Source organism: Nocardia sp. bgisy118 (assembly GCF_057708605.1).
In genome coordinates this window covers 105,080-130,168 of the sequence record NZ_JBYISM010000029.1, presented here as the reverse complement: position 1 = coordinate 130,168, position 25,089 = coordinate 105,080, and the positions used below count along the sequence as shown (strand labels likewise).

Genomic DNA, 25,089 nt, shown 5'->3' with positions numbered 1-25,089 from the left:
CCCCCCCCCCCCCCCCCCCCCCCCCCCCCCCCCCCCCCCCCCCCCCCCGCTTCTGTGTGCTGTGCGGTGACGGGGTTTCGGCGTCAGTTGCCCAGCGAGTCGATCAGCGCGGCAGCTGCTGCAGCAGCTGCTGGAACTGGCCCTCCAGGCCGTACTGCTTGGCCAGCTCGTTGACCTGCTCGACGACGTCCTGGCTCTGCTCGGGCGCGGGGGAGGGAAGCGCGGGGGCGACGGGCTCGGGCTGCGGCTCCGGAGCCGACTGGCCCGACTGCAGGTACTGTCCGCACGTCGGCCAGGCGCCGACGCCCTGGGTGGCGAGCACGTTCTCGGCGACCCGGATCTGCTCGTCCTTGCTGGCGTTGTGGGCGTAGCCGGCACCGCCGTTGGCGGCCCAGGTGCTCTGCGAGAACTGCAGACCGCCGTAGTAGCCGTTACCGGTGTTGATCCCCCAGTTGCCACCGCTCTCGCACTGGGCCACACCGTCCCAGTTGTGCGTCGGCGCGGCCTCGGCGGTGGCGGTGGAGAGTGCGAACGGGACGGCAACAAGGGCACCGGTGACGGCGGCGAGGCCGAGGGCGCGGGTGCTGAACTTCCGGTTCTCAGACATGGTGGTTTCCCTCCCTGCGCCCACCGACTCGACGAAGGCATCGCGTCCCTGTCCCCAGGAGGTCGGGGATCTCGAACCGCGGGACAGGGTCGCCGGTGTTCGGCGGTTCGAGTTCGTGCCCATCACGGTTGATCCGGGCCGTGGACCGACCGTAACGAAGAATCTCGGTCAGATCACATCTTGATAACTTCGGCAATTGCATGAAACGAATAACTGAAAATCGGCATTTACACTGGTCGTCAACACCTCGAGTATGCAGTCTGGACGGTCCGTTATAGCACCGTTATGTGGGCGAGATCACTCCGAAATAGTGATGGCCGTCACGTTTGAACGCAGAACTGGACGGTTGGTCATCGAAAATGACCCCCGTCTTCCCGCTCGAAGTGGGCGCGTCCCCGCTTGGGTCTCGCGCCTCCGGTTCGTCCCCGGCACCGGTGCTCGCACTCGCGACCGGCGGCGACAACGCTGTGCCGCGGAGATTGTCCGCCCGCGTCGTGTGTCTCGGGCCAGTGCAAGCCGCTGACCTGGCCGAATAGTCCTCCGGGTAAGTGATTTGCCTTCTCCGTGTAGACGTGTGTAATCTGGTGTTCACCGACGCGGGGTGGAGCAGCTCGGTAGCTCGCTGGGCTCATAACCCAGAGGTCGCAGGTTCAAATCCTGTCCCCGCTACAAACGGCTCGAGGCCGGAGAGATTTCCAAATCTCTCCGGCCTCGAGTCATTTTCGGCTTCGTGGATCTTGTGTGACGTTCGGCGGGGATCGCCGCATCACACCACGCGGAAACGGTTGCGTTCGATCAGTGGCCGAGCCGAAGGGCGGCGGCCGGTGGGTGAGGTCGACGGCCAGACGCGCGCGGAGCGTCCGACCGCCGACGATCTCCGGGTAACGATCAGGGCTGGCCGCTGATGGCCGCGTTCATCGCGTCCATGAACGGTTGGCCGCCCATGATGGCCCCGCCCGCGATCGCTCCGACGGCCGCGCCGATGGGGCCGGTGATGATGCTGAAGAAGCCGAGGCCGAGCACGGCTCCGATCAGACCGCCCAACAACCCGCCGGCAACCACACCGACCACGTTCTTGTTGAGCTCCGACGTGAGGCGCGCCATGGAGTCGACCTGCTGCAGCTCGCCGATGGCTTTCGCGTCCGCCGTCGGCGTGAGCGTGAGCTTTCGACCGTCGGCACTGATCTCGTTCGCCACCGACAGGCGTTGCCCCGACAGCTCGTATGTCAGCGGCACGTCGGTGACGACCGCGCCGCGATCGGACTTCAGCAATACCTTGGCGCCATTGTCGGCGAGCTCGAACCGGCCGCCCTCGACGGTGGTCGTGACGACGCGGGAGGAATCGGACAGGACGGCGCGGTAGCCGACTCCCTGATCGACGCCGGACGCCGAAATTTCCTGCTTCTCGGGCGGATTGGCGTTCACGGTACCCGCGGCGATTCCCACCGCGGCGGCGACCATGAGGGTCGTCGTGGCAAGCGTGCCGAACTTCATGCTGGATTTCCTTCTGACGAGGTCTCCGGCTCCTGCGGCCGGATGGCGCGTGACTGTATAGCGCACGGGCGGACCACTGCCCGAAAACGTTTGCCCATAAACATAATCGGCAGGTGAACCCGGGGATCGTTGCCTATTCGTGACCTAGTCGAGCGACCGAATTGGGTTCGGCGGGCGTCGATTCGACACCGCACTCGGGGGCATGTAAGGATTCCCTGAGTTTTCAGAGTGAAAGTTTCAGACTTCAGATCTCGTCAGGGCGAGATTCGAAGCGTGACAGCTGTGGAGGGCGAGATATGTCGCGCCAACGTGTCCGTGCCGGTTTCGCCCTGGCCGCATTCATGCTGGTGTTCGCGCTGTGTACGTTCCTGACCATCATGGTCGCGTTTTCCATGGACGGCCCGGAGCCCACGGGCAGCGCGAGCCCGACCGTCGTCGAGACCAGCCGGACGACAACCACATCGGCGACGCCGATGACCTCGGCTCAGCCCGATCCTGCCGCCTCGGAGCCCATCGTCGAGGGCATGCTCAGCCAGGCGAGCAAGGCGCCGACCGCGATTCAGATGAACGTCGGTGACTGCGTGCTCGTCGGCGACGGCGGCGCGAACGCGATCGAGAAAACCGCCTGTGGCGGAGGCGGTTCCAGCTACAAGGTTTTCGACAAAGTGGCCGCCGACGGCAAATGTCCTGCCGACGCCGACCATGCCTATGGCGAAAGTGTGCGCGGAGAGCAACAGGGCTCGTTGTGCATGGACATCGACTGGGTGGTCGGCGGTTGCATGGAACTCGGCCACGGAAATCCGAAGCACATCGATTGTGGCGCGGGCGGTGCGGCGAAGGGCGTGCGCGTTCTCGAGGTCAAACATGGCATCACCGATGTCAATCAATGTGCCTCGGGCAATTACGGATTCGTTTACAATCAGCGCCGCTTCGTTGTCTGCGTCGCCGAGCTCTGAGTTCGGCAGGCGTCGTCCGCATTGCGACTCGCCTGCGGGACGGGGCAGGCCCCGGTCGCCATCTGTGCAGGTCCGGCGGATGACGGGCGGCGCGTCCTGCCGGACCGAGAGGCGCGACCGCGTCATAATCCACGACGTGAACGCCAATGACGCTTTCCTGACCGCGTTGCAGCGCGAGCGATTCGTTCCGGATCGAATGGACGCCTTCGCGGGCGACGAAGCATCGGTGAAGTACGGCGACGTGCGGGTGTCGCCGGGTGCGCGGCTGTCGGTCGCGCAGACGGCGAGCGCGCCCGATCTGGAATGGCCGCTGCGAGAAGACGGTTCCGATATGTATACGGTCCTGATGTTCGATGTCGACGCGCCATCGAGAGCGACGTCGCATGGACTGTGCTGGCTGCATTGGGCGGTGGGAGATATTCCGGGACTCGATATCGCCGCCGGCGCCGAAATCGTGCCTTACGCCGGTCCGACCCCGCCCAAGGGTTCAGGACCGCATCGGTATGTGCTCGCGGTGTATCGGCAGTCGCGTGAATTCGGCCTGCCGCAACTCGACCGTCCCCGGTTCGATCCACTCCGATTCGCGCATTCACACGCACTCGAGCCCATCGCCGCGAATTTCTTCGTCACCGAGAACGAGTAACGGGCGAACCCGTTCGGTTGAGGCGTCGGAAACTCGGCGGCGTGGATTCGATCGCTGATCGTGTCCCGGGGTGTGCGTCGAATTCTGGACCACTATCATTTTACTCTTGTAGCGGCCTGATTCTCACCGGTGCGGCATCGCCACGGATTCAGCTCGCGGACCAATCACACGACCACCTGAGCCTACCGCTCGAATCAGCGGTAGGCGCAGGTGTTTTCGCAATGAACGCAATATCGGACAGGCAATGGGATTGCGCGCGATGCACACCCTTGGAGCCGGCGCGACCCCGGGGGTGAGCTCTTTCCACACCTTTGGTGCCTATTTGCGGAGAGATTGCGGGACGACGATAGCTATCGAGGCTGGTACCCGGACAGCCGGACCTCCCTCTCACCCCCCATAAACGAATCGCGCCCGCCAGGAGTTCACCGGATGCATTCCAACTTCGTCGCACATGTTCGCGGTCAGGTCCGCGCGTATGGCGACACCAGGAAGGAGGTCGAACCGTCCGTCCGGCGCCTGCGCGCTCGCCACCGTCTGGCCGACCCGAACCAGCAACCGAAGGACTCAGGAGATACCGCAAGATGAGAACACTCGTGCTCGCCCAGCACGGCGCCCTCGTCGTCGACTGGATGACCGCTCGGGTCGCCGATTACCTCGGCCGCTCCCCGCGCGATATCGACCCCACCCTCCCGCTCGCCGAGCTGGGCATCGATTCCGTGTCCGCGGTGAACCTCTGCGGCGAGATCGAGTTCGAGTGGGACCTCGACGTGGATCCGACGATCGTGTTCGACCACCCGACGATCCTCGACCTCGCCGTCTACATCACCGACCAGGTCGCCGACCGGTCCGAGTGGGCCGCATGAGTGAACGTGGTGAGCGAATCGTGTGCCGGCGCGCCTCGCGCATGCTGGAGCCGAGCGTCAGAGGAGCTCGTGCTTCTGCGGGCGGACGGGTGAACCGGTGACCGGGTATGTCGAGCGGTCCGCGGACCGCGCTGTATCGGAGTCGGCGCCGTTGCGGCTGTTCTGCTTTCACCACGCGGGCGGCGGTTCGTGGCTGTACCGCGACTGGCAGCGCGTACTGGGCCCGCACACGTCGGTGTGGCCGGTGTTGCTGCCGGGGCGCGAGCGTCGCAACGGAGAAGAGCGGTTTCGGGAAATCGAGCCGTTGATCGCGGACCTGGATGCCCAGCTGGACGAATACCTCACCGTGCCGCATGTGTTCTTCGGGCACAGCATGGGCGCGCTGCTCGCCTACCGGCTGGCGAGTCGCAGGCGCGAGCGTGGCGCGACAGTGCCTGCGGCGCTGATGGTTTCGGGCTGTACAGCCCCGCACCTGCCGACACCGCTGCCTCCCGTCGAAGCGCTCGACGACGCGGCGCTGATCCGTTTGCTGATCGACCTCGGCGGGCTGCCCTCGCCGATCCAGGAGTTCCCGTCGCTGCTGTCCGGCGTGCTGCCGGTGATCCGGGACGACCTGCGCGTCTGCCTCGACCATCGAGGCGACGGCCGGCCTCGGCTGCCGTGTCCGATCCACGTCTTCGGCGGCGACGCCGATCCGCTGGTCGACGAACTCGAGCTGACCGCGTGGCGTGAGCACACCACCGCCTCCAGCGAGGTGCGTATCCTGCCGGGCGATCACTTTTCCCTGCTCGATCGTCCGCGGGAACTTCTCGATCACCTGCGACCGCTGCTGCGCCGTTACGCGACGAGTCAGCGCGTTTGTACGAATCGCGCTGCGCGGCAGCCCTTCGCGCGCTCGGCGTAGGGGCGTCCCGTCAGGCCACGCTTCGCCGGGGCGCCGCGGAAGCGGTCGGCCGCGCGGGCGCCGTGATGGGCAGCGCCGCAAGCATCCGTCCGAACAGCCGGGCGAAACGCAAGTGCCCCACCACTTCTCGCCTGCCGAAGGCGAGCGACCACACGGTGTCGGTGCCGGTCGGCCCGGTGTCGCGCTGTTCGAAGCGGTCGGCCAGCCAGTTCATGGTGAAGGGGGTGCCGATGTAGAGCAGGGGCAGGTGCAGGCTGAGCCGGTCGCGCAGGTACCGGATCGTGGCCCCGGCCGCTACGTACCGCTCGACGTGCGCGTCGACGTCGGCGACGGCGATGAGCTCGTCGTTGACGCCCTGAATCACCAGCATCGGCATGGTGGGCGCCTGCACGCCGGGGCGGATGTCGTCGAGGACGTAGCGCATCTCGGGGCGGGCGAGCAGCTCGGCGAAGGTCGTGCGGCTGTACCTGTCGATGTTCTTGCCCGCGAACCGCGGGATCAGCTCGAAGGTGGTGCGCGATTCGGCCTGGGCGAGCAGGCCGAGGAAGTCGGGGTGCAGCTCGTCGACCAGGACCCGGTCCAACGCCGGGTATGCCCGCCGCAGCGCCGCGACGCAGACGGTGGCGAAACCGGACAGGAAGGTGCCGTTGAGCCGGACGAATGCCGACGCGAGGTCGCCGACCGGGGAACCGGCCACCGCGCCGACGATCGCCAGCTCCGGCGCGTACTCGGCGGCCAGCTCCGCGGCCCAGGCGGTGGCCAGCCCACCGCCCGAATAGCCCCACAGGCCGACCGGCGTGGTCGCGCCGAGGCCGAGCGGGGTGAAATTCAACGCTGCCCGGATGCCGTCGAGGGACCGATACCCCGGTTCGCGCGCCACGCCGAACTGGCCCGACATGCCCCCGTGGTCGGGCACTGACACCGCCCAGCCGCGCGCCAGCGCGGCGCCGATGACGGGCAACTCGAGCTGCGGAATGGCGCCGAGAGCCCGCGCTCCGCGGCGCAGGGCATAGGACGGGAAACAGCGGGAGGAGACGCCGTCGATCGCGCATTGGAACGACACCAGCGGGCGCGGCACGGTGGGATCGGCGCCCCACGGCAGCAGCACCGTGGTCACCGCGACCTCGGGCACGCCGTTCAGATCGCACGTCCGGTAGAGCAGTTGCCATGCCGAAATGCGCTGCGGGACAATGCCGAACAGTGCGAGTTCGACCCGCCGGGTGCGCAGCACGGCGCCGGGGACGTGACGGCCGAGGTCCTGCGGCGGCGCGTAGAACGGATCCTGTTCGGGGATCAGCGGCCACGGTGAGTACGCAGACGACGCGGTGGCCGGTCCGGCGGCATCCGAGGTGGTGCCCACGCTCATCGGTGTTGGTCCTTTCACGCGGCGCGGCGCACGGCTCGGGCGCCGCGGTGCGGCGGATTCGACCCGGGAATTCCGGCGCGGCGGTCCCACTCAACGTAACCGGCGGAGCTCGGCAGGTTAATTGGCGCGGGAGACAACCTGTGTGGCCGAAATTCTTCCCACCGCGCGCGGCGTCGCCGGTCTGTGAACCATCGGCCCACGCGATTCGTGGGAACGGGTGACACTGATCGGGAGCCGCCGCCACACACCGAGGAGAGCGCCTCATGTCGACCATCAACGGATTGCCCGCGCACGTGCTTCTGGTGCACGGGGTGGTCGTGCTCGTGCCGCTGACGGCGTTGCTGCTCGTGCTGGCGGCGGCCGTGCCCGCGGTGCGGCGGCGGTTGATCTGGCTCGTCGCGGCCCTCGCTGTCGTCGGCGTGGTGCTCACGCCGATCACCGCGGACGCGGGGGAGACGCTTGCCGAGCGATTCCCCGCTCCGAGCGAGGCGCTGCGGACCCATATCGACCTGGGGCGCGTCACGGTCTATTTCGCGGTGGCCTTGCTGGTCGTCGCGTTGCTGCTGGTCGCCGCGCACGTGGTCGAACTGCGCGGTGGATCCGTCGGCCGCGCACCGGCGGCGCTGCTGGCGATCCTTGCGCTCGTCGTCGGCATCGCCGCTGGCGTGCAGTGCTACCGGGTCGGCGATTCGGGTGCGCGGGCGGTCTGGGGCGTCCAGGCCGCGAGCGGCCTATAGATTCGCGTCGAGAAAGACCGTCACGCCGACGATCCTCGGACTGCTCGCCGCGAATTCCACGAAGGCCACGCCGTGCGATTCGCCGAGCCGCACGCTCGCGCTGACGGTGCGGCCGGCGGCGATCATCTTGTCCCACCGCATGGTGCGCGCGCGATTGGTGAACTCCTCCACCGAGATCGGGTTGCCCGCGGGCAGTTCCACCACCGCGTGCTCGCCGAGCAGCGCGCGCACGCGGCCGATATCGGTCCCCGCCGCGGCGTCGAACAGTTGGCGCGCGGCGCGTTTGCCGGGCCCGCCCACGCTCCGCAGCGCCCGCAGCATGCCCACCGCGCCGCCGACGCCGAGATTCGCGATCAGTTGCGGACCGAGCTTCGCGCCCGCGAGGAGACCCGGCACGCCCGTGCGCAGCAGGCGCGCGATCATCACCGCCAGCTCCCAGTGCGCGGCGAGGCGAGCGATTCGCCAGCCGCCGCCGGTGTCGACCAGGTCGTAGCGCAGGTGCATCGGCACGGTGACCGTCGCGCCGGTCGACATGGTCGTCTCGATGTGCAGATCCCTGACCACCGTCTGCCCGGCGACCAGGTCGCGGTCTACGCGGAACGCGATGGAGTTCGGCCCGATGAAGGTGTCGTAGAACCGAGTGATCGCGTCGCGGCCGGCGTGCGCGCGCGAGCCGACCGGGTCGTGCACCGCGGCGTCGTCGGCGAAGAGGTCCACCCAGGCGGTCTTGTCGTGCGCCGCGACGGCGCGCGGGGATGCCTGAACGGCCGCCAGCAGATGTTCGGCGGTCGGGTCCAGCGGCATGAGGGTCCTCCATAGTCGTGGCCACTGCTCGGATCCATGGTAGAACATGTTCTAATTTCGGCGCCGCCGAACTGTTCGACGCACGCGGCGCCCCATTCGACAAAGGATCTCGATGGACTGGTACACCGGGAACGCCACCTACGACACCGTGCTCGCGATCGCCTTCGCCTTCGCCGCTTTCGTGCTGGTCGGCGGTCTGTTCGCGCAGAGTCCGTACGGCCGGTTCGCCTCGACGAAGGTCGGCTTCAATCTCGATCCCAAGCTGGGCTGGTGGCTCATGGAGTTGCCCGCCACCGTCGTGTTCGCGGTGTTCTATCTGAGCGGTCCGGACCGGTTCGAGCCGACTCCGCTTGTGCTGGCGTGCATTTGGTTGCTGCATTACGGCAACCGCGGCTGGTTCTTCCCGCTCTCCATCCGGCAGGTGCCCGGCAAGCGCAGCAGCTTCAACATCTCGGTGCTGGCCGCGGGCGTCTTCGTGACCTCGCTGCACGGCTACCTCAACGGCGCGTTCTTCAGTCACGACTTCAAGAACCAGTACGGCGTCGATTGGCTCACCGACCCGCGTTTCCTGATCGGCCTGGTCGTCTACCTGTGCGGGTTCGGGCTGCTGGTGCGATCCGAGGCGATCGTGCGCAACCTGCGCGACAAGAACGATCCCGGCTCTGCCGAGTACCGGATTCCCTACGGCGGAGGCTTCCGTTTCGTGAGCAGTCCTGCGTATCTCGGTGAGCTGATCGCGTGGGCCGGGTTCGCGCTGCTGACCTGGTCGCTGGCCGGATTGGTGATCTTCCTGATCACCGCGGGCAACTTGGTGCCGCGCGCCTTCGCGACGCATCGGTGGTACCGGGAGAAGTTCGCCGACTACCCGGCCGAGCGAAAAGCGTTGATTCCCTATGTGATCTGAGCTCTTCGATGGTGGATGCCGGGGTGCGACCCGCGCTCGGCATGCTATGGGCAACTGTTGTCCCTAGCATGCGATGTGGCCGTGAAACCGCACGGCCGGTATCTGGGATGAGGATCAATGCTGTTGAGGAAGCTGGCCGCACCGACCGCCCTGGTCATGGCCGCGCTGTCCATCGTGGCGGGCACGGCCACGGCGCAACCATCCGAGGGAGAGGCGATCGGCTTCACGGCCCGCGCCACCGACACCGCCTCGATCATCGAGATCGACGCGGGTTCGCTGGTGGTCGAGGACGACGCACTGAAGATCGAGGCCGCCGACGGCACGCTGGTGGCGGGCACCCCGCTGAAGTTCCGCCTCGATGATTTCGAATTCCCCATCGCCGCAGCCATTTCCGGCCGCACCGCGACCCTGACCCCGCAGCTGTCCATGGACAGGGCCGTCTACAAGCCGGTGGCTCTGCCCTTCGAGGACAAGGCGCCGTGGAAGAACGAATACGAGCGTGAACAGGCGGCCTGGGGGCGCATGGCCAGCACCATCGCCATGGGCGTCACCATCGGCACCCTGGTCGGCGGCATCGGCGGCGGGGCCGTCGGCTGCCTACTCGGCGGCATCGTCGGCGCCACCGTCGCCTCCGCCACCATCCTCGGCTTGTTCGGCCCCTTCATCCCCGCCGCCGCCGTTGGCTGCGCGGGCGGCATCATCGCCGTCGGCGCACTCGGAACCCTCGCTGGGCAAATCTTCGTGACAGCACCGGTCGCGGTGGGCGCGGCCATCCAGTACTTCAGCACGATCAACCAGCCGTTCACGCCGCCCGCAAAGTAAGCGACGTCAGGGCGAGCATCGGCCGCCGGTGTGGTTCAGCGCCGGCGGTCGACGATTCCATGCGTGGTCTTGCGGTGGCGGTCGTGTGAATACTGTCGGCGGTGTTCGGAAAGCTTCCTGTGGTGTGCGGTTGCCCACGGTTCGCGGGGGGATGTGTGCGGTATCACCGTGAATGTTCTTGCAGCTCAGGGTGTTTGCCGTGAGGTTTCACGCCTGCGTTACAGATGCGCACGGGAAAGGAAATCTTTCACCAAGATCGTCGGGGCATGAGGCCGACCGCAGCTCGACCCCCGGTGCACGCTTTGGCGTGCGATGTGTGCGGCCGGTTGCCGCATCCGCGACGGACCCGTTTGGCGCTGGCCAAGCTGGCCGCTGTCTTTCCGGTGGAACTGGTGTTGCACGCACTGGTGATCCGTCTTCATCCGCCGTATCTGGTGACGGTGCTGCTGTTGACGATCACCACCACGATCCTGGTGATCTGGGTGGTGGAGCCTTCGGCCATGCGGTTTCTCGGCTCGTGGCTGCACGGCCCGGAATTGCGCGACCGCGACCGTGCCGATCGGGCGCCTGCGCTGTGGCGGATACGCGTGCACGTCGACGACCGGCCCGGCCAGCTGGAGGCGCTGGCCGCGCATCTCGCCGACCGCGACGCGAACATCCTCACCGTGCACGTGCACCACCTGGAATCCGGTGTGCTGGACGAACTAGTGGTCGCCACGCCGGTCGACGTCACCCCGCACGCGCTCACCACGGCCGTGACCAAGGCGGGCGGCGTGAAGGTGCGGGTGTGGCCCGCGTCCGCGCTCACGCTCATCGACGGACAGACCAAGGCGCTGGCCGTCGCCGCCCGCGTTGTCGCCGACCCCGACGAATTACCGCTGGCCATCGCCGAATTGCTCGGGGCCAGGTACCTGTCTTCGGGGACGACCGAGGACGAGCCCGCCGAGGGCACGATGCTCGAACTGCCGAACGAGCCGGAGCGACCCCTGAGCTTCCTCCGCGCCGACGAACCGTTCACCCCCGCCGAGATCGCCCGCGCCCACCGTCTGCACGACTTGGCGCACATCGTCAGCCACCGCACGTAATCCGCCGCGACCCCGTCCACACCCCTTGCGCACGTCCCACATACGCGCAGCCATTGTGGGGTGTGCGCAAGGTGGGTGGGAGGCACTGTGCCGGGCGCGCGCATGGTCGGCCGCGCGTGACGGACCGTGCTTCGAAACACCCCTGCACGCAAGTCTCATTACGCCTGTGCCTGCACACTTCTCACAGGCACAGACGTCGTGAGACGCGTGAGAGGAACTGTGCGGGGTGCGGACAATCCGCGCCGAGGTGCGCCCTCAGAGGAACGCGGGATCGGGCAAAGCCCGCTCGGCCGTGCGCAGTCGTTCGGCGAGGCTCGTGAGCAGATCGAGCGATTCGGGTGACAGGCCGACGCTGATGCGGACGAGTCGGCTGAGTCGCGGGTTGCTGAGTCGGCCGATCAGTGGCAGGTCGGGATCGGCTGGGTGCTGGTCGAGACGATCGAGATCCACGGGGGCGCTCACAATCTGACGACTGGGGTTGGCGAAACGGTCGCACAGATTTCCGCTCGGCGCCAGTAGCGCGCAACAAACGTCGTCGACGTGGCAATCGAGCGGCGGGCCCGCCAGGCCGAAATCGGCCGCCTATACCGAGGTAGGAGCCGCTTTTGCGACTGCGGTGGGATGTGCGCGGTGTGACGCGGTCGTAACGTGGAGGAACTCCAACGAGACGGGGGGAGCCGACATGAAGACCTGGATTCGATGGGCGGCGTTGAGCGGAGTGCCCACGATGTCGCTGCGCGTACTGGCGCGCCGTGGCGAACCGTTGGCGCAACTGCTGACCGATCCGTACGCACGGGAGAACCCCTATCCGTTCGGCGCGCGCATCCGTGCCGAGGGCAGGATCGTCCGCACGCCGTACATCCTGGCCTCCGCCGACCACGAGGTCTGCCGGAACATTTTGCGCGACAAGAACTTCGGCACCTCGCCGCCGGAGGCACTCAACCTACCCACGCCGTTGAAACGGCTGATCCGCGCCACGGATCTGCGGTTGGCGAGCCCGGTGGAGCCGCCGTCCATGCTGATGGTCGACCCGCCCGGGCACACGCGCTACCGCAAGCTGGTCGCCGGTGCGTTCACCCCGCGCGCGGTGAGTCGACTGCGCGACCGGGTGCGCGAGGTGACCGAGGAATTGCTCGACGGTCTGGCCGGACACGAAAACGCAGACCTTATAAGCGATTTCGCGCTGCTGCTGCCGATCGCGATCATCAGCGAGATACTCGGCATCCCCGCCGCCAAACGCGACGACATGCTGGAGTACGGCAACGCGGGCTCGCCATTGCTGGACATCGCCATCTCCTGGGCGCAGTTCCGTTCGGCCGTCGCCGCACTGCGCGACAGCCAGGACTTCCTGGTCGGGCACATCGAACGGCTGCGCCGCACGCCCGGCGACGATATCCTCAGCGACCTCGCCACCGGCGGCGAACTCACCGACCGCGAACTGCTCGCGACCGCCACCCTCGTCGCGGGCGCGGGATTCGAGACCACCGTCAACCTGATCGGCAACGGCATCGTGCTGCTACGCGACCATCCCGACCAGCTGGCCTTGCTGCGCGCCGAACCGGCCCGCTGGCCCGGCGCGATCGAGGAGATGCTGCGCTACGACAGCCCCGTGCAGATGACGACGCGAACGGCATTGCGCGACAGCGAGATCGCGGGCGAACCGATCCGCGCGGGCGAGACCGTCGCCCTGCTGCTCGGCTCGGCGAACCGCGATCCTGCCGCGTTCCTCGACCCGGACACCTTCGACATCACCCGGTCCAACGCCAGAGATCACCTGGCCTTCGGCAGCGGCGTGCATTCCTGCCTCGGCGCGAGCCTGGCCAGGATCGAAGGGGCCATCGCGCTGCAATCCCTCTACGACCGCTATCCCGATCTGCGGCACACCGGCCGTGCTACCCGGCGCGGACTGGTGAATCTGCGTGGCTACCAAAACATTCCGATCGCCACCGGCGCGGCGAGGCACGCCGCGCTCGGCTAGTCCAGGCCCTATCTCGAAGTCCGGCCGGAGGCGTCGGATGGGACTTCGAGGGCCTAGGTGTGCTTCACCACTGCTTGCGCGCCTTGGCGGCCCAGTCGGCGCCTTGATGCCGTGCCGCCTCGGTGAATTCGGCGCCCCGGTGCCTGGCGGCTTCGCCCAGCTCCGCGCCCCGGTGCCTGGCGGCCTCTTTCAGCTCGGCGCCCCGGTGCTTGGCGGTCTCGCCGAACTCCGCGCCTCGGTGCTTAGCGGTCTCGCCGAACTCCGCGCGCCGGTGTTTGGCGGTCTCGCCCAGCCCGGACCGGCGCTTCTTGGCGGCCTTGCGCAGCTCGGACCGGCGCTTCTTGGCGGCCTTCCGCAGCTCGGCGCGTCGCTGCTTCGCGGCCTCACCCAGCTCGGCTCCGCGGTGTTTGGCGAGCTCGCTCAGCTCGGCCCCGCGGTGTTTCGCGAGCTCGGCCAGCTCGGACCGGCGTTGTTTGGTGGCCTCGTCGAGTTCGGCCCTGAGCACTCTGGCAGCCTCGCCGAGCTCGGCCCCGCGGTGCTTGGCGACCTCGCCGAACTCGGCCCCGCGGTGTTTGGCGAGTTCCCCGATCTCGGCCCCGCGCAGCCTCGCGACCTCGCCGAGCTCCGACCCGCGTCCCTTGGCGTAATCGGCCCACCCGCCGCCGCGCGCCTTCGCGACGTCGCCGAACCCGTCGCCGCGCTCCTTCGCGATCTCGGCCCACTCCGCGCCGTGGCCGCGTGCGGCGTCGGCGAATTCGGCGCCGTGCTCGCGGGCGGCGGCGGCCAGCTCAGCGCCGCGCTCCCTGGCCACGGCGGCGATCGCCGCGCCGCGCTGCCGTGCGGCGGCGGCCCATTCGGGTCCGTGGGTCTGCACGGTCTCGGCGAATTCGGAGCCCCTGGTCGCGGCGGTGTCCCCGAGCGACCTGGCGCGCACCGCGACATCGTGCGCGTGCTGGCGCAGCGACTCGCCGGTCGAACTGTCGGCGGCGCCGAAGGGCAGTGCCGCCGAGACCGTGGCCGCCGCGTTGCGCGCCGCGCGCTTGCCGCGCCAGCCGAGCGACGGCTTGCCCTCGGTGTCGGCGCTGGCGATCAGCAGCCCGCCGAGCAGGCTCATGTCCTTGAGGAAGGCCGTGCGTTTGGCGGCCTTCCGGTCGGGGTCCTGTTCGGCCCAGAAGTCCTGTTCGGTGAGGGTGGCGGGCACGACCGTGGCCGCGAGCACGAGCGAGGCGAGGCGCGGCGCCTTGCCGAGCGCGAGCAGGACCCCGCCCGAAACCTGCGCGATGGCGTTGATCCGCACGACGGTCGCCGGGTCGGCGGGCAGCTTCGCGGCGATGCTGTCCGGCAATGAACGCTCGCCACGCTGAACCAGCGTCGCGGCGGACTTCGTACGTGGTTCGGGATGAAGCAGGGTGTCGACCCCGTCGGCGACGAAAGCGGTCGCCAGTAGCGGTCGGGCAAGTCGGCGCAGCAACATGAACGTCAACCCTTTCCTCGATGGCTTATCGACCGGGTTCCCGTGGCATAGAACGCCAAACACCAAGATCAGCATACCCCCGGGCATGGTCGTGCCCGGGGAAAAGCGCACGTCAACGGTCCGGCCGCGCGCTCCGGCGGTTCCTGGAACCGGAGCGCGTCCGGCCGCCCGGATCAGGAACTGCGCGGCAGCGAGGCGTCGGTATGCGGACGGCGACCGCCGTGCGGGCGGATCTCGGGGGCGGCGAGGAAGTCGGTGATCACGGTCGTCACCGTGGTCGGGTCCTCCACCATCGGGAGATGGCCGCAGTCGGGGAGCACCACATTGGTGTGCGGATGCAGCGTGCGGTCCAGCGCGGCGCCCGCCGAGGCCGAGAGGATGTGGTTCTGCTTGCCCCAGATCGTGCAGATCGGCGGGAAGGCGGACCCCGGGGTGAACTCGTCGAGGACGCGGAACGACGGGAAGTCCTGCACGAGACCGTGCAGCGCCTGCAAACGGCCACGATCGCCCCAGTGCGCCTTGAGCCGTCGCGAATGCTGCAGGCCGAGGCGCTTGCCGCGCGCGCCGAGCTGGTTGGAAATGATCAGCGAGACCACCCGATCGGGCAGCGCGAGCCGCTTGGCCAGCGGCGCCAGCGGGAGCTTGGCGTCCGCCCAGGCCAGGCCCGCCTGTTCGCCCTTGCGCACGGTGTTGCGGGTGAGCGGGCTGACCAGCACCAGCGCGCGCACGTTCGACGGATGCGCCATGGCGTAGCCGAGCGAGGTGGCGCTGCCGAGGCAGTTGCCGATCAGGATCACGTCGGACAGGTCGTGCGCGTCGAGGAAGGCGCCGAGCATGCGCACATAGTCTTCGAGCCGGTAGCCCGCGGCCGGTTGGTCGGATTCGCCGTAGCCGGGGAGGTCGAGGGCGAAGACTTCGTGGTCGCGCCGCAGCACCGCCACCTGATCGTCCCAGATATGTCGCTGCGTTCCCGCGTTGTGCAGCATCACGATCGGCGGCCCGCTGCCGATCCGATCGAAGACTACGGTCCGGCCCTGGTGCGCGAAAGTCGCCACGTCGCCTCCTTGCGAGTGGTGCAGGCGTGCGACGTGCACGCCTGATCCACAAAGGTAGACCGCTATATGGTGGCGGGTCGAGCCCTCGAACCCAGGGCCGGACCGGACGACGTCACCCCGCCGCGTCGGCGAGCGCTTCGGCAATGCCCGCGCGAACGACCTTTCCTGTCGCGTTCCGGGTGAGCGGCGTGGTGGTGAGGCGCCAGAGCGCGGGCACCTTGTAGTAGGCCAGCCGCTCCCCGGCAAACGCGCGCAGGTCCGCCTCGGTGACCGTCGCGTTCTCGCCCACCACCACGAGTGCGGCGACCTGCTGACCCAGATCGGCGTCCGGCACGCCGACGACGGCGCTCTCCCTGACGTCCGGGTGTTCGTCGAGGCACTGCTCGATCTCGGTCGGGTAGACGTTCTCCCCGCCGCGCAGGATCAGATCCGATCGCCTGCCGGACAGTCGCAGCCTGCCCTCCTCCACGATGCCGATGTCGCCGGTGCGCAACCAGCGATCCGGGGTGATGGCCGCCGCGGTGGCCTCGGGATCGTTCCAGTAGCCGAGCATCACGTAGGGGCTGCGCACCCAGATCTCGCCCTCGACGCCCTCGCCGACCGGCTCGCCCAGCGGGTCGCGGATCTCCAGGCTCACCCCGATCACCGGGCGGCCCACCGTGTCGGGGAACGCGGCGAGCTCGGCGGGGGCGGCGATGGTGGCGGCGGTCGAGCATTCGGTCATGCCGTAGCTGGTCACCAGCGCGGTGCGCGCGACAGGCAGTTGCTCACGCAATCGCTGTTGCAGCGCGGCCGAGGAGGGCGCGGAGTTGAGCGAGAAGGCGGCCAGCGAGGACACGTCGTAGGCGGAGAGGTCCACCTCGAGCAGCCGGGTGGCCATGGTCGGCATCGCGCCCCAGTTGCTGACGCGTTCGCGTTCGATCATCCGAAGCACCCGGTCGGCGTCGAACGCGCCCTGGTAGATGACCGCCGTGTCGCCGGTGGCCATCCTCGGCAGCACCAGATTGTGCAGGCTGGCGATGTGGAACAGCGGCGAGGTGAGCAGGAAGCGTCGCCCTTTGGGCCCGCCGTCGTCGACGCCGCCCGCGAAAGCTGCGGCCAGCGCGTCGTTGAAGCGGTGATAGTCGATGACGGCCAGCAGGTTCCGGTGCGTGTGCACCGCGCCCTTGGGTCGTCCGCTGGTGCCGCTGGTGTACAGGATGACGGCCGGGTCGTCCTCGGTGACGGCGGCATCGGGCAGCTCGCCCACCGCGTACTCGGCCACCAGGTCCGGGATGTCGCGTTCCATGGTGAGCACCGGGACGTCGGCGCCGAGGTCGGCGACCTGCGCGGCCCGTTTGGCGTCCACGATCAGTACGGAGGGTGTGGTGTGCGCGAGGCCGTATTCGATCTCGCGCGGCGCCCACCACGCGTTGTAACCGACCGCGATCGCGCCGAGGCACTGCGCGGCCCAGAACGCCACCACCCACTCGGGCGTGTTCGCCGCGAGGATGCCGACGCGATCGCCCTTGCCGACGCCGTAACGGTCGCGCAGCGCCCTGGCCAGCGCGCCCGCCTCGGCCGCGTGCTCGGCATAGGACAGGCGCCGATCCTCGGTCACCAGGTATTCGCGGTCGCCGAGGGCGGCCGATGCGGCGAGCACCTCGCGCAGCGCGCGGCCCCGGTGCTTCAGTACCGGCAGCGGCGCGCCGAGCACGTTCTCGACCGTCATCTCGAAGGCGCCGCCCGGTCCGGTGAGCCGCCCGATGACGGTCGCCGCCAGCGCCTGCGGATCCATGGATTTCGTCATTCGATGTTCCTCGTCGTTCGTGCGCGGTTCGGGTTCACGGGATCAGTACCGCTCGCCCGCGGATCCGCCCGTCCGCCAGGCGATCGAGCGCTTCGCGGCCGTCGTCGAGCGCGAAGGTCTCGACCTCGACCCGGAGTCTGCCCGATCGAGCCAGCGCCACGGACTCGATCAGATCGGATTTGGTGCCGCCGTAGGACTTTCGCACCGTGGCTCCCCACGGCCAGCCGGGTCCGCCCGCGGGCGCCGCGGTGAGTTCCGGCGCGCCGCCGCCGAGCCCGACCATCCGGTACGCGCCGTTGGGCGCGACACACTCGACCGCGAGGCGCGCGGTCTGCTCGACGCCGACGAAGTCGAACACCGCGTCCGCGCCGCGTCCGCCGGTCCGCTCGAGGATCGCCGCGGCGGTCCCGGCGTCGGCGAGCAGTCCTTCGTCGGCGCCGCACGCGCTCGCCACGGCGAGCTTGTCCGCGCCGACGTCCACCGCGAGCACCCGCGCCGCGGTGGTGGCGGCGAGGATCTGTACCGCGACATGACCGAGCCCGCCGACCCCGATGACGACGGCCGTCGCGCCCGGCCGCAGCTGGTCGCGCGCGCCGTCGATCGCGTGATAGCTCGTCAGCGCCGCGTCGGCGAGCGGCGCGGCCTGGGCGAAGTCCAACTCGCCGATCGGCACGAACGACGTCGCGGGGACACGGATGTACTCCGCCATGCCGCCGTCGGGACCGAGCCCGGGACACGGCGGCATCGCCGCGCGACCCGCGGCCAGGCAGACGTTCTCGTTGCCGCGCACGCATTCCCGGCACACGCCGCACGACCAGCACAGGTAGACGACACCGCGGTCGCCTGCCTCCCGGCCCGTCACCCGTTCGCCGATCTCGACGACGGTGCCCGCGACCTCGTGGCCGAGCGTCAGCGGATCATCGCGCAGCCGGAACGGAATCTCCAGTACGTGCAGATCCGAATGGCAGATGCCCGCCGCGCCGACCCGCAGCAGCAGATCGTCGGGCCCGATCGACGGCACCGGCACCTCCCGCAACTCCAGCGTGCCGGGCCCGGTCAGCTGGAGCGCCCGCATCGTGGCGCGGCGGGTCATGCCGCCACCTCCCGCACGGCCGCGTAGGTGGCGCGCAAGTAGGCGTCGGCGCGGGCCGAGCCCATGATGCCCGGCTCCATCTTGTTCATGGTGTAGGCGAAAGTGAGACGGTGGTCCAGATCGTTCACGACGATCGCCCCGCCGTACCCGGCCCACCAGCAGACCCGGCCCTCCGGCACCGCGGGCGCGGTCTGCGGTTGCGGCAGACCGTAGCCGATGCCGAAGCGCAGCGGCACGAGCAACGCCTGGTCGACGCCGTCGGACTGCTGCTCGAAGATCAGGTCGATGGTCTTGTCCGACAACAGTTTCCGTCCGTCCAGCGTGCCGCCGCAGGACACCACCGACTGCACCCGCGCCACCGAGCGTGCGTTGCCGTGACCGTTGACCGCGCCGATCTCGGCCTCCTGCCACCCGGCGGTGGCGGTCTCGGCGACGTCGAGCAGCGGGCTCGTGAGGGTCTTGACCAGAATGCTGTCCTGGTCCAGCGCCGACATGTCGAACTGCAAGGCAGGCGGCGGAATCAGCGGCGCGACGCGCGGGCGGTGCTCGGGGCCGGTGCCGATGTGGAAGTCGGCGCCCAGCGGCCCGGCGAGTTCCTCGGCGAAGAAGCGGCCGAGACTGCGCCCGGTGACGCGATGGACCACCTCACCGACCAGGTGCCCGTAGTTGAGCGCGTGATAGCCCGAGGCGGTGCCCGGCTCCCACCACGGCGGCTGGGCGGCCAGGCGCGCGGCGGCCGCGCGCGCGTCGTAGATGTCGGCCAAGCCGATCGGTGGCTGCCATCCCGACACGCCGGAGGTGTGCCCGAGGATGTGCCGAATCTCGATGTCGCCCTTGCCGTTCGCGCCGAATTCCGGCCAGTAGTGCGCGACCTTCTGGTGCACGTCCAGCTCGCCGCGATCGACAAGCAGCAGCGCGCACAGCGCGGCCATGGTCTTGCTGATGGAGAAGACGTTCACGAGGGTGTCGCGCTGCCACGGCACGGTGCGGTCCTCGTCCAGGTGCCCGCCCCACAGGTCGACCACCGGCTCGCCGTCGACGGTCACGCAGACCGACGCGCCGAGCTCGGCGCCGGAGGCCAGCTGACGCTCCAGCTCCTGCCGCACGCCGTCGAAGCGTTCGGCGCAGGATCCCGAGATGTTCGTCATGGCCTCACACCCGTTCCAGCGCTCGAGCAGGCACCGGCAGTGCGTGACCGGCCGCGGCCGCGCGCTTGGCGCCCCTGACCATCTCCCGCTTCATATCGCGCACGTACGCCTCGAACTCGACCTGGATCGTGTGGCGCGGGGAGTCGTAGTAGCGCCCCGTGCGCGCGGCCTCGGCGGTGCGGATGTCCTCGCGCATCCCGTCCGGATCCGGCGGTAGATAACGGCCCGTCAGGTACGCCGCGACCAGCTTGCTCTGCTGTTCGGCGAAGTTGACCAGCGTCGGGAGCGGCTGGGCGAGGCCGAGATAGAAGAGATTGTCGATGCCGGGTTTCATCATCTGCTTGAACAGCGGCAGCCGATTCCGGTTGTCCGGCACCAGTTCCGGGTCGGCGAAGAACGGGAAGCTGATGTGATAGCCGGTGGCGCAGACGATCACGTCGGCCTCTTCCACGCTGCCGTCGGCGAAGCGCACGCGCGGCCCCTCCAGCGCGGTGATCGCCGGCTTGAACGCGATGTCGCCGCAGCCCGCGCGGTGCAGGAATTCCTCGCTGGCCGAGGGATGCGCCTCGAAGGGTTTGTGATCGGGCGCTGGCAGGCCGTAGAACTCCATGTCGCCGCGGAACTTGCGGACGAAGCGCTGCTTCAGCTTCAGCGCGAGCTTGCGTGGAATCCACGGCGGCGCACTCTGTTTGTCGCCCACTTTGCCGTGCACGTACTTCGGCAGCACCCACACGCCGCGCCTGGCCGAGACCGTCAGCCGCGCCGCGAGGAAGCGCTGGGACAGCTCGGAGGCGATGTCGAGCCCGGAATTGCCCATCCCGACGACGATCACGCGTTTGCCGCGCATGTCGACCGGGTCGAACGGATCGTTGTAGGCGTGGCTGTGCATGAGCACGCCGTCGAATTCGCCCGGGTAGTCCGGCAACCGGGGATCCCAGTGGTGGCCGTTGCACACCAGTAGTGCGTCGTAGGCGCGGGTGCGGCCGTCGGAGGCGGTCACCAGCCAGCGCCCGTCGGGCTGTCGTTCGGCCGCGGTGACCAAGGTGTCGAAAAGGATCTTGTCACGCAGGCCGAAGTGGTCGACGTAGTTCTTGAAGTACTCGAACAGCTGCGAGTGGTGCGGGAAATCGGGCCACTCCGCGGGAACCGGATAGTCCTCGAAAGCCAAGCGCCACTTGGATGTATCGATGTGCAGGCTCTGGTAGCAGGCCGACATTCCGTTCGGGTTCTTGAAATACCAGTTGCCGCCGACCTCGTCGCTCGCCTCGAAACAGTCGAACGGAATGCCGTGATCTTGCAGGCGTTTGGCGGCAGTGATCCCCGACGGCCCTGCGCCGATGACGCATACCCGGGGGAGTTGTTGTGGAGTCAAAGTCGATGTCCTCGTCTCGAGCTGCCGGCGTCGGTGGGCGCGGGGAGGTGGCCGCGAACACCGCGGGAGCCGTTCGTCACCGCAGTGACGTAGGCAACAAATTAACACTCGCTAGACTGGCTGTCTAGTAAGTGACAGTATGTCTACTGGAAGCCCCGACGAGACGGAGTTACCGTTCACCATGCCGACCAAGTCGAACCCAGCAGGGCTGAGCCTGCGCGATGAACAGAAGCTGCAGACCAGGGCCAAACTGCTGGAGGCCGCCAAGACGCTGTTCGGCGCCAACGGGTACGCGGCGGTGCGGGTCGAGGAGATCGCCGCCGCCGTCGGGTGCAGCCGCGCCACCTTCTACCTGCACTTCACCGGCAAGCTGGACATCCTGCGCGCGATCGCCGCGCAAGCCACCGCGCCCACCGCGCTGCACTTCTACGAGGATCTGGACCGGGTGCTCGATGTCGGCACGCGCGAGGCCTTCGTCGGCTGGATGACCAGGGCCATCGCCTGGTTCCACGAGTACAAGGACCTGCTGCCCGCCTGGGACGAGGCGACCACGCTGGAACCGGAGTTCCGCGAGATCGCCAGGCAGGGCATCGCGGCTCTGCCCAACGCGATGACCTCGTACCTGGCCCGCTGGCCCGCCGAGCGCAAGGACGAGGCGCGGCTGCGCGTGGAACTGCTTGTCGCGCAACTGGAACGGTTCTTCACCCGATGGGCGATGCAGGGCACCATCGATGTCGACGCCGACCAAGCCGCCGAGGTGCTCACCGACATCTGGTTCCCCGCCCTCCAAGCGCCCGAATCGGCGCGCCGCACAACGTAGCACCGTCTGTAGCCCCGCGTTTGCTGTGATCCGTGAGCCGGGGTCGGGCGGCGCGAATTCGCGACGCCGTGTGAATCTGTCGGTGGCGTGCGGCATCATCTGTGCACGCAGACACCAACGAAGACCGCTCGGAGTGCCCCAATGCCGTCGCCAAGAACCAAGCTCAAGCCGTTGTCCGACACCGAGATCGAGCAGATCGCCGCGGAGATAGCGAGTGGTCGCCCGCCCATGGTCTGGTTCACCGCCGCTGCCGTCGGTGTGCCGGAGGGGCGTTCGGGAAAGGTGGTCGCCCTCGGAGATCCGTCCGACGGCGACTTCCTGCAGGTGCGGCCGACCGGTTCGAAGGATGTACTGTCCTTCTCTCCGACCGAAGTGACGTTGACCAAGCCGCTGCGGGACAAGGCGGCGACCGCACCATCCAGCCAGCCGAAGTCGACAACCAGGAAGGACTCCACTGTGACCCAGCCGTCGACCACGACGAGCGCTCCGGCGCCGACCGTCAGCCCCGCTCCGGCCGCCCCCGCCCCGAAACCCGTTGTGCCAGTGGCGGAATCGAGCGGTCCGGCCGCGGCGCCCAAGCCTGCTGCCGCGGCGAAGGCCGCCAAGGCGACCCCGCGCAAGCCGAAGGCGGCCGAGGTCACTGTGACGCTGTCCGGAACGGCCGACGGCGAGTGGACGGTCGAGGTGGTCAACGGCAAGAAGCGCTCGGTGCGTGGACTCCCGGTGAACAGTTCGGCGGTCGCGCAGGCGGCCAAGATCCTGCACCCGGAGGTGGCCGAGGTGGTCTCCGGAGTGCTCGAGGCGGCGCGGGGCGCGCAGCTGGCGAAGGTCGAGCAGTTGCGGGCCGAGCTCGAGGAGGCCAAGCGGCTGCTGGAGGAACTGACCGACTGAGCCCGGCTCGTCCCGGCGCGGGTCGCTCGGCGGTGCCGGATCGTGCTGCGGTGCGCGGTTGCTCGACGGTCGCGGCATCGGATCGGGGTGCTCTGTCGGACCAGGGTGCTGTGTCAGGCGTGGTGCCCGTGTCAGACCGCGGTGCTCTCGGCGTTGGAGCGCCAGGTCCGGGATCGGTTGTCGGCGGCGGGGCGGCCCGCGGGCAGGTGCGGGTGTCGCAGATCGTCGTGGAAGGCGTAGCCGAGCGAGTACTCCTTGGCGTGGTACATCGCCGAATCCGCGTCTCGGATCAGGTCGTAGACGGTGGCCTCGGGGCCGCGTGGACTGTCGCACGCGATGCCGACGCTCGCGGTGATCGGCACTTCGCCAGCGCTGAGTTCGAAGGGGCGGACGAAGGCCCCGAGTAGTCGTTCGGCGAGCACGGCCGCGCCTTGCTTGTTCAGCGGAGCAAGCACCACGAACTCGTCGCCGCCGTATCGGGCGACCGCGTCGTCGCGGCGCACCACCCGCCGGATCCGGGAGGCGGCGTTGGCGATCAACTCGTCGCCGACGGCGTGACCGTAGCTGTCGTTGACCATCTTGAAGCCGTCCAGGTCGATGAACAGCAGGCACAACGGCTGATCGCGCCAGTGCGCGCTGTTGCGGTTGAGCACCCGGAGCAGGGCCGACCGGTTGAGCAGGCCGGTGAGCACGTCGTGGTCGGCCTGGTACTGAGCCCGTCGCTCGCTGCGCGCGCTGCGCTGGATGGCCCGTTCGCTGCGCACCAGCACGCCGATGAGCAGCAGCGCGAGCAGCGAGGACACCGCCACCCTGTCCACCGTGCCGAGGCTGGAGCCGACCACCGGCACCAGCGAGGCCACGATCAGCGCCACCGCGATGGCGCAGGCGCGCTGCCGGGAATGGTGCGGATGGATCTGGCGCGGTGCGCCCAGGCTCGCCATGGTGGGGTGCAGCGCGGCGATACCGACCGTGGCGTAGGCGATCAGCAGCGGCATGAGCAGCACTTCGTGCCCTATCGTCGCGGTGCCCGCGGTCTCCAGGCTGTAGCCGAGATTGCCGACCAGCACGGCGACCATGGCCAGGTGCAGCAGTCGCAGAGACGTCTCCGAGCGGGTGGCCGTGGCGACCGAATGAGCGACCAGGGTCAGCAGCAGGGCGTCGAGGATCGGATAGGCGGCCGCGACCAGCGTGGTCGTGGTGGCCGCGCGCGATTGCAGGATCGGGGAGATGAGAAAGGTCCACGAGGCCAGCAGCGCGCCGAGCCCGATCAGCGCCGAGTCCAGCAGCAGGTCGTAGTTGCCGCGCACCTGCCGGGGCCGCAGCCATACCGTGGCGGCCACCCCGATGGCCAGATACCCGGCCAGCGTGCAGATGTCGTCGAGCGGGCTGATCGAGTCGTCGGTGAAATCGCGCAGCGTGGTACCGAGCGCGAAGAGCACCGCCGACAGTGACAGCAGGTACCAGGGCAGCGGCTGGGCGGGGCGATGGCGCCGCAGCCCGATGCCGACCATGGTGAGCGCCCCCGCGACCACCGCCAGCATCGTCAACAGGGTGAGGACACGGGACTCGAACACCAGCGGCACCGAGATCAGCGCCGTCCAACCCCCTAGAAGCGCTACGCACCAGATGTTTCCAGTACAGTAGCCGCGGTCGCTCGCCTGCTCTTCGCTGGATGCCATCAGCCCCCCTTGGTCGCTCCGTCCCTGGTGAACTGTGCGGCGTAGTGCGTCTGTGAATCCTCCACCGCGACTTCGACGTCGGTCTGCTCATCGAGCACCGCGCGGATACTGTCGGCGAACGAGAGCTGAGTGTTGTTGTACGAGCAGATGTCCCAGCCGACCGCGGCGCGCTCGGCCACCAAAATCTGGACAACTGATTTGATCATGGCATGGAAGGCAGCCCCTTGTCGTGCACTTGGCGCAACGAGGGTGAAGCCCACGTAGTAGCTGTGCCGCGCGGCGTCGACACAGGAGAGCCGATCACCCCATGCGATCGGCTCGCGGACTCGGGCGGTGCGCTCGAGCACGGCGCGCGGCGGTATCACCGACGACAGGCGAATCAAGTTCGCATCACCCACTCCCAACTCGCGCAGGGCCGCATCGAAGGCCGACATCGCTGTCGGGCTCACCCCTGTCGCCGCGCCGATCTCGATCGTCAGTGGCGCCCGGGGGTCTGCCGGTTGTCACGCTCCGGCCTGCCCAGGGCGGGAGTAGTCGATCGATCCACTGCGGCCCGAGCAGGCCGCCGCGTGGGGTGTTGTGAATCATAGTGTCCCTCCCGAAAC

General features: G+C 68.6%; 24 protein-coding genes and 1 tRNA gene. 12 read left to right on the top strand and 13 right to left on the bottom strand.

Translation table 11 applies throughout. From position 1 onward, the window contains the following. Positions 1-103: 103 nt before the first annotated feature. On the bottom strand, positions 104-607 hold the full coding sequence (locus AC3EO7_RS29690; protein ID WP_431971134.1) for a transglycosylase family protein: 504 nt from the start codon (positions 605-607) through the stop codon (positions 104-106). Between the two features lie 595 nt (positions 608-1,202). Between AC3EO7_RS29690 and AC3EO7_RS29685 the strand changes: the two genes are divergently transcribed. Further along, positions 1,203-1,276 (top strand) — tRNA-Met (locus AC3EO7_RS29685). A 219-nt stretch (positions 1,277-1,495) separates the two neighbouring features. Here the strand turns inward: AC3EO7_RS29685 and AC3EO7_RS29680 are convergent. Beyond that, positions 1,496-2,068, bottom strand: a complete 573-nt coding sequence (locus tag AC3EO7_RS29680; protein ID WP_431971133.1) for a DUF8020 domain-containing protein — start codon at positions 2,066-2,068, stop codon at positions 1,496-1,498. A gap of 329 nt (positions 2,069-2,397) precedes the next feature. Between AC3EO7_RS29680 and lppU the strand changes: the two genes are divergently transcribed. The 4 genes from lppU (at position 2,398) to AC3EO7_RS29660 (ending at position 5,467) form a co-directional block, all read left to right on the top strand. Beyond that, a complete protein-coding gene (gene lppU, locus AC3EO7_RS29675) occupies positions 2,398-3,057 on the top strand; it encodes an LppU family putative lipoprotein (protein ID WP_431971132.1) in 660 nt (219 codons plus the stop codon). A gap of 136 nt (positions 3,058-3,193) precedes the next feature. After that, on the top strand, positions 3,194-3,700 hold the full coding sequence (locus tag AC3EO7_RS29670) for a YbhB/YbcL family Raf kinase inhibitor-like protein (protein WP_435593029.1): 507 nt from the start codon (positions 3,194-3,196) through the stop codon (positions 3,698-3,700). 581 nt (positions 3,701-4,281) lie between these two features. Then, on the top strand, positions 4,282-4,563 hold the full coding sequence (locus tag AC3EO7_RS29665; protein ID WP_431971130.1) for an acyl carrier protein: 282 nt from the start codon (positions 4,282-4,284) through the stop codon (positions 4,561-4,563). Positions 4,564-4,660: 97 nt separating this feature from the next. Continuing rightward, complete coding sequence (locus tag AC3EO7_RS29660) at positions 4,661-5,467, top strand: thioesterase II family protein (RefSeq protein ID WP_431971129.1); 807 nt, start codon at positions 4,661-4,663, stop codon at positions 5,465-5,467. A 10-nt stretch (positions 5,468-5,477) separates the two neighbouring features. On the opposite strand, the gene AC3EO7_RS29655 is transcribed toward AC3EO7_RS29660, so the two are convergent. Next, the gene (locus tag AC3EO7_RS29655) at positions 5,478-6,833 is read right to left on the bottom strand and encodes a lipase family protein (protein WP_431971128.1); all 1,356 of its coding nucleotides are present in this window, start codon (positions 6,831-6,833) and stop codon (positions 5,478-5,480) included. Positions 6,834-7,096: 263 nt separating this feature from the next. Here AC3EO7_RS29655 and AC3EO7_RS29650 point away from each other — a divergent pair, with 263 nt between their 5' ends. Further along, on the top strand, positions 7,097-7,570 hold the full coding sequence (locus AC3EO7_RS29650) for a DUF2231 domain-containing protein (RefSeq protein WP_431971127.1): 474 nt from the start codon (positions 7,097-7,099) through the stop codon (positions 7,568-7,570). Here the strand turns inward: AC3EO7_RS29650 and AC3EO7_RS29645 are convergent. Further along, on the bottom strand, positions 7,565-8,374 hold the full coding sequence (locus tag AC3EO7_RS29645) for a nuclear transport factor 2 family protein (RefSeq protein WP_435593028.1): 810 nt from the start codon (positions 8,372-8,374) through the stop codon (positions 7,565-7,567). The two genes, AC3EO7_RS29650 and AC3EO7_RS29645, sit on opposite strands and share 6 nt — an antisense overlap. 112 nt (positions 8,375-8,486) lie before the next feature. Here AC3EO7_RS29645 and AC3EO7_RS29640 point away from each other — a divergent pair, with 112 nt between their 5' ends. The 3 genes from AC3EO7_RS29640 (at position 8,487) to AC3EO7_RS29630 (ending at position 11,185) form a co-directional block, all read left to right on the top strand. Further along, complete coding sequence (locus AC3EO7_RS29640) at positions 8,487-9,278, top strand: methyltransferase (RefSeq protein WP_431971125.1); 792 nt, start codon at positions 8,487-8,489, stop codon at positions 9,276-9,278. A gap of 117 nt (positions 9,279-9,395) precedes the next feature. Then, on the top strand, positions 9,396-10,100 hold the full coding sequence (locus AC3EO7_RS29635) for a DUF8020 domain-containing protein (protein ID WP_435593027.1): 705 nt from the start codon (positions 9,396-9,398) through the stop codon (positions 10,098-10,100). A 266-nt stretch (positions 10,101-10,366) separates the two neighbouring features. Beyond that, on the top strand, positions 10,367-11,185 hold the full coding sequence (locus AC3EO7_RS29630) for an ACT domain-containing protein (protein WP_435593026.1): 819 nt from the start codon (positions 10,367-10,369) through the stop codon (positions 11,183-11,185). A gap of 255 nt (positions 11,186-11,440) precedes the next feature. Here the strand turns inward: AC3EO7_RS29630 and AC3EO7_RS29625 are convergent, their stop codons facing one another. Continuing rightward, on the bottom strand, positions 11,441-11,635 hold the full coding sequence (locus tag AC3EO7_RS29625) for a hypothetical protein (RefSeq protein WP_431971122.1): 195 nt from the start codon (positions 11,633-11,635) through the stop codon (positions 11,441-11,443). A gap of 232 nt (positions 11,636-11,867) precedes the next feature. On the opposite strand from AC3EO7_RS29625, the gene AC3EO7_RS29620 reads away from it, so the two are divergent. Further along, complete coding sequence (locus AC3EO7_RS29620) at positions 11,868-13,163, top strand: cytochrome P450 (protein WP_431971121.1); 1,296 nt, start codon at positions 11,868-11,870, stop codon at positions 13,161-13,163. A 64-nt stretch (positions 13,164-13,227) separates the two neighbouring features. Here the strand turns inward: AC3EO7_RS29620 and AC3EO7_RS29615 are convergent, their stop codons facing one another. The 6 genes from AC3EO7_RS29615 to AC3EO7_RS29590 form a co-directional block, all read right to left on the bottom strand. Then, positions 13,228-14,637 carry a DoxX family protein gene (locus AC3EO7_RS29615; protein WP_431971144.1) on the bottom strand — a complete coding sequence of 470 codons (1,410 nt, stop codon included), beginning with the start codon at positions 14,635-14,637 and terminating at the stop codon, positions 13,228-13,230. A gap of 173 nt (positions 14,638-14,810) precedes the next feature. After that, the gene (locus AC3EO7_RS29610; protein WP_435593025.1) at positions 14,811-15,692 is read right to left on the bottom strand and encodes an alpha/beta fold hydrolase; all 882 of its coding nucleotides are present in this window, start codon (positions 15,690-15,692) and stop codon (positions 14,811-14,813) included. 112 nt (positions 15,693-15,804) lie between these two features. Beyond that, positions 15,805-17,481, bottom strand: coding sequence for a steroid-24-oyl-CoA synthetase (casG, locus tag AC3EO7_RS29605; RefSeq protein WP_435593024.1), 1,677 nt, complete (start codon positions 17,479-17,481; stop codon positions 15,805-15,807). Between the two features lie 34 nt (positions 17,482-17,515). Beyond that, positions 17,516-18,556, bottom strand: a complete 1,041-nt coding sequence (locus AC3EO7_RS29600) for an NAD(P)-dependent alcohol dehydrogenase (RefSeq protein ID WP_431971143.1) — start codon at positions 18,554-18,556, stop codon at positions 17,516-17,518. Between the two features lie 14 nt (positions 18,557-18,570). Next, positions 18,571-19,722, bottom strand: a complete 1,152-nt coding sequence (locus tag AC3EO7_RS29595; RefSeq protein WP_431971118.1) for a serine hydrolase domain-containing protein — start codon at positions 19,720-19,722, stop codon at positions 18,571-18,573. 4 nt (positions 19,723-19,726) lie between these two features. Next, on the bottom strand, positions 19,727-21,094 hold the full coding sequence (locus AC3EO7_RS29590; RefSeq protein WP_435593023.1) for a flavin-containing monooxygenase: 1,368 nt from the start codon (positions 21,092-21,094) through the stop codon (positions 19,727-19,729). Between the two features lie 181 nt (positions 21,095-21,275). Here AC3EO7_RS29590 and AC3EO7_RS29585 point away from each other — a divergent pair, with 181 nt between their 5' ends. Together AC3EO7_RS29585 and AC3EO7_RS29580 are read left to right on the top strand one after the other, a co-directional pair. Continuing rightward, positions 21,276-21,914 carry a TetR/AcrR family transcriptional regulator gene (locus tag AC3EO7_RS29585; protein WP_431971142.1) on the top strand — a complete coding sequence of 213 codons (639 nt, stop codon included), beginning with the start codon at positions 21,276-21,278 and terminating at the stop codon, positions 21,912-21,914. Positions 21,915-22,055: 141 nt separating this feature from the next. Further along, on the top strand, positions 22,056-22,805 hold the full coding sequence (locus AC3EO7_RS29580; protein ID WP_435593022.1) for a DUF6319 family protein: 750 nt from the start codon (positions 22,056-22,058) through the stop codon (positions 22,803-22,805). A gap of 131 nt (positions 22,806-22,936) precedes the next feature. On the opposite strand, the gene AC3EO7_RS29575 is transcribed toward AC3EO7_RS29580, so the two are convergent. After that, a complete protein-coding gene (locus AC3EO7_RS29575; protein WP_435593021.1) occupies positions 22,937-24,484 on the bottom strand; it encodes a diguanylate cyclase domain-containing protein in 1,548 nt (515 codons plus the stop codon). Then, entirely contained in the window at positions 24,484-24,933 is a 450-nt protein-coding gene (locus AC3EO7_RS29570; RefSeq protein ID WP_488186297.1) for a pyruvoyl-dependent arginine decarboxylase, read from the bottom strand. Before AC3EO7_RS29570 ends, AC3EO7_RS29575 begins: the two co-directional genes overlap by 1 nt. Positions 24,934-25,089 lie beyond the last annotated feature (156 nt).

Coding starts and splice junctions, on each gene's coding strand:
- AC3EO7_RS29630 (WP_435593026.1), top strand. CDS start 10,367: ATGAGGCCGACCGCAGCTCGACCCCCGGTGCACGCTTTGGCGTGCGAT.
- AC3EO7_RS29680 (WP_431971133.1), bottom strand. CDS start 2,068: ATGGTCGCCGCCGCGGTGGGAATCGCCGCGGGTACCGTGAACGCCAAT.
- AC3EO7_RS29655 (WP_431971128.1), bottom strand. CDS start 6,833: ATGAGCGTGGGCACCACCTCGGATGCCGCCGGACCGGCCACCGCGTCG.
- AC3EO7_RS29645 (WP_435593028.1), bottom strand. CDS start 8,374: ATGCCGCTGGACCCGACCGCCGAACATCTGCTGGCGGCCGTTCAGGCA.
- AC3EO7_RS29690 (WP_431971134.1), bottom strand. CDS start 607: ATGTCTGAGAACCGGAAGTTCAGCACCCGCGCCCTCGGCCTCGCCGCC.
- AC3EO7_RS29575 (WP_435593021.1), bottom strand. CDS start 24,484: ATGGCATCCAGCGAAGAGCAGGCGAGCGACCGCGGCTACTGTACTGGA.
- AC3EO7_RS29635 (WP_435593027.1), top strand. CDS start 9,396: ATGCTGTTGAGGAAGCTGGCCGCACCGACCGCCCTGGTCATGGCCGCG.
- AC3EO7_RS29615 (WP_431971144.1), bottom strand. CDS start 14,637: ATGTTGCTGCGCCGACTTGCCCGACCGCTACTGGCGACCGCTTTCGTC.
- AC3EO7_RS29585 (WP_431971142.1), top strand. CDS start 21,276: ATGCCGACCAAGTCGAACCCAGCAGGGCTGAGCCTGCGCGATGAACAG.
- AC3EO7_RS29650 (WP_431971127.1), top strand. CDS start 7,097: ATGTCGACCATCAACGGATTGCCCGCGCACGTGCTTCTGGTGCACGGG.
- AC3EO7_RS29620 (WP_431971121.1), top strand. CDS start 11,868: ATGAAGACCTGGATTCGATGGGCGGCGTTGAGCGGAGTGCCCACGATG.
- AC3EO7_RS29595 (WP_431971118.1), bottom strand. CDS start 19,722: ATGACGAACATCTCGGGATCCTGCGCCGAACGCTTCGACGGCGTGCGG.
- AC3EO7_RS29600 (WP_431971143.1), bottom strand. CDS start 18,556: ATGCGGGCGCTCCAGCTGACCGGGCCCGGCACGCTGGAGTTGCGGGAG.
- casG (WP_435593024.1), bottom strand. CDS start 17,481: ATGACGAAATCCATGGATCCGCAGGCGCTGGCGGCGACCGTCATCGGG.
- AC3EO7_RS29580 (WP_435593022.1), top strand. CDS start 22,056: ATGCCGTCGCCAAGAACCAAGCTCAAGCCGTTGTCCGACACCGAGATC.
- AC3EO7_RS29640 (WP_431971125.1), top strand. CDS start 8,487: ATGGACTGGTACACCGGGAACGCCACCTACGACACCGTGCTCGCGATC.
- lppU (WP_431971132.1), top strand. CDS start 2,398: ATGTCGCGCCAACGTGTCCGTGCCGGTTTCGCCCTGGCCGCATTCATG.
- AC3EO7_RS29665 (WP_431971130.1), top strand. CDS start 4,282: ATGAGAACACTCGTGCTCGCCCAGCACGGCGCCCTCGTCGTCGACTGG.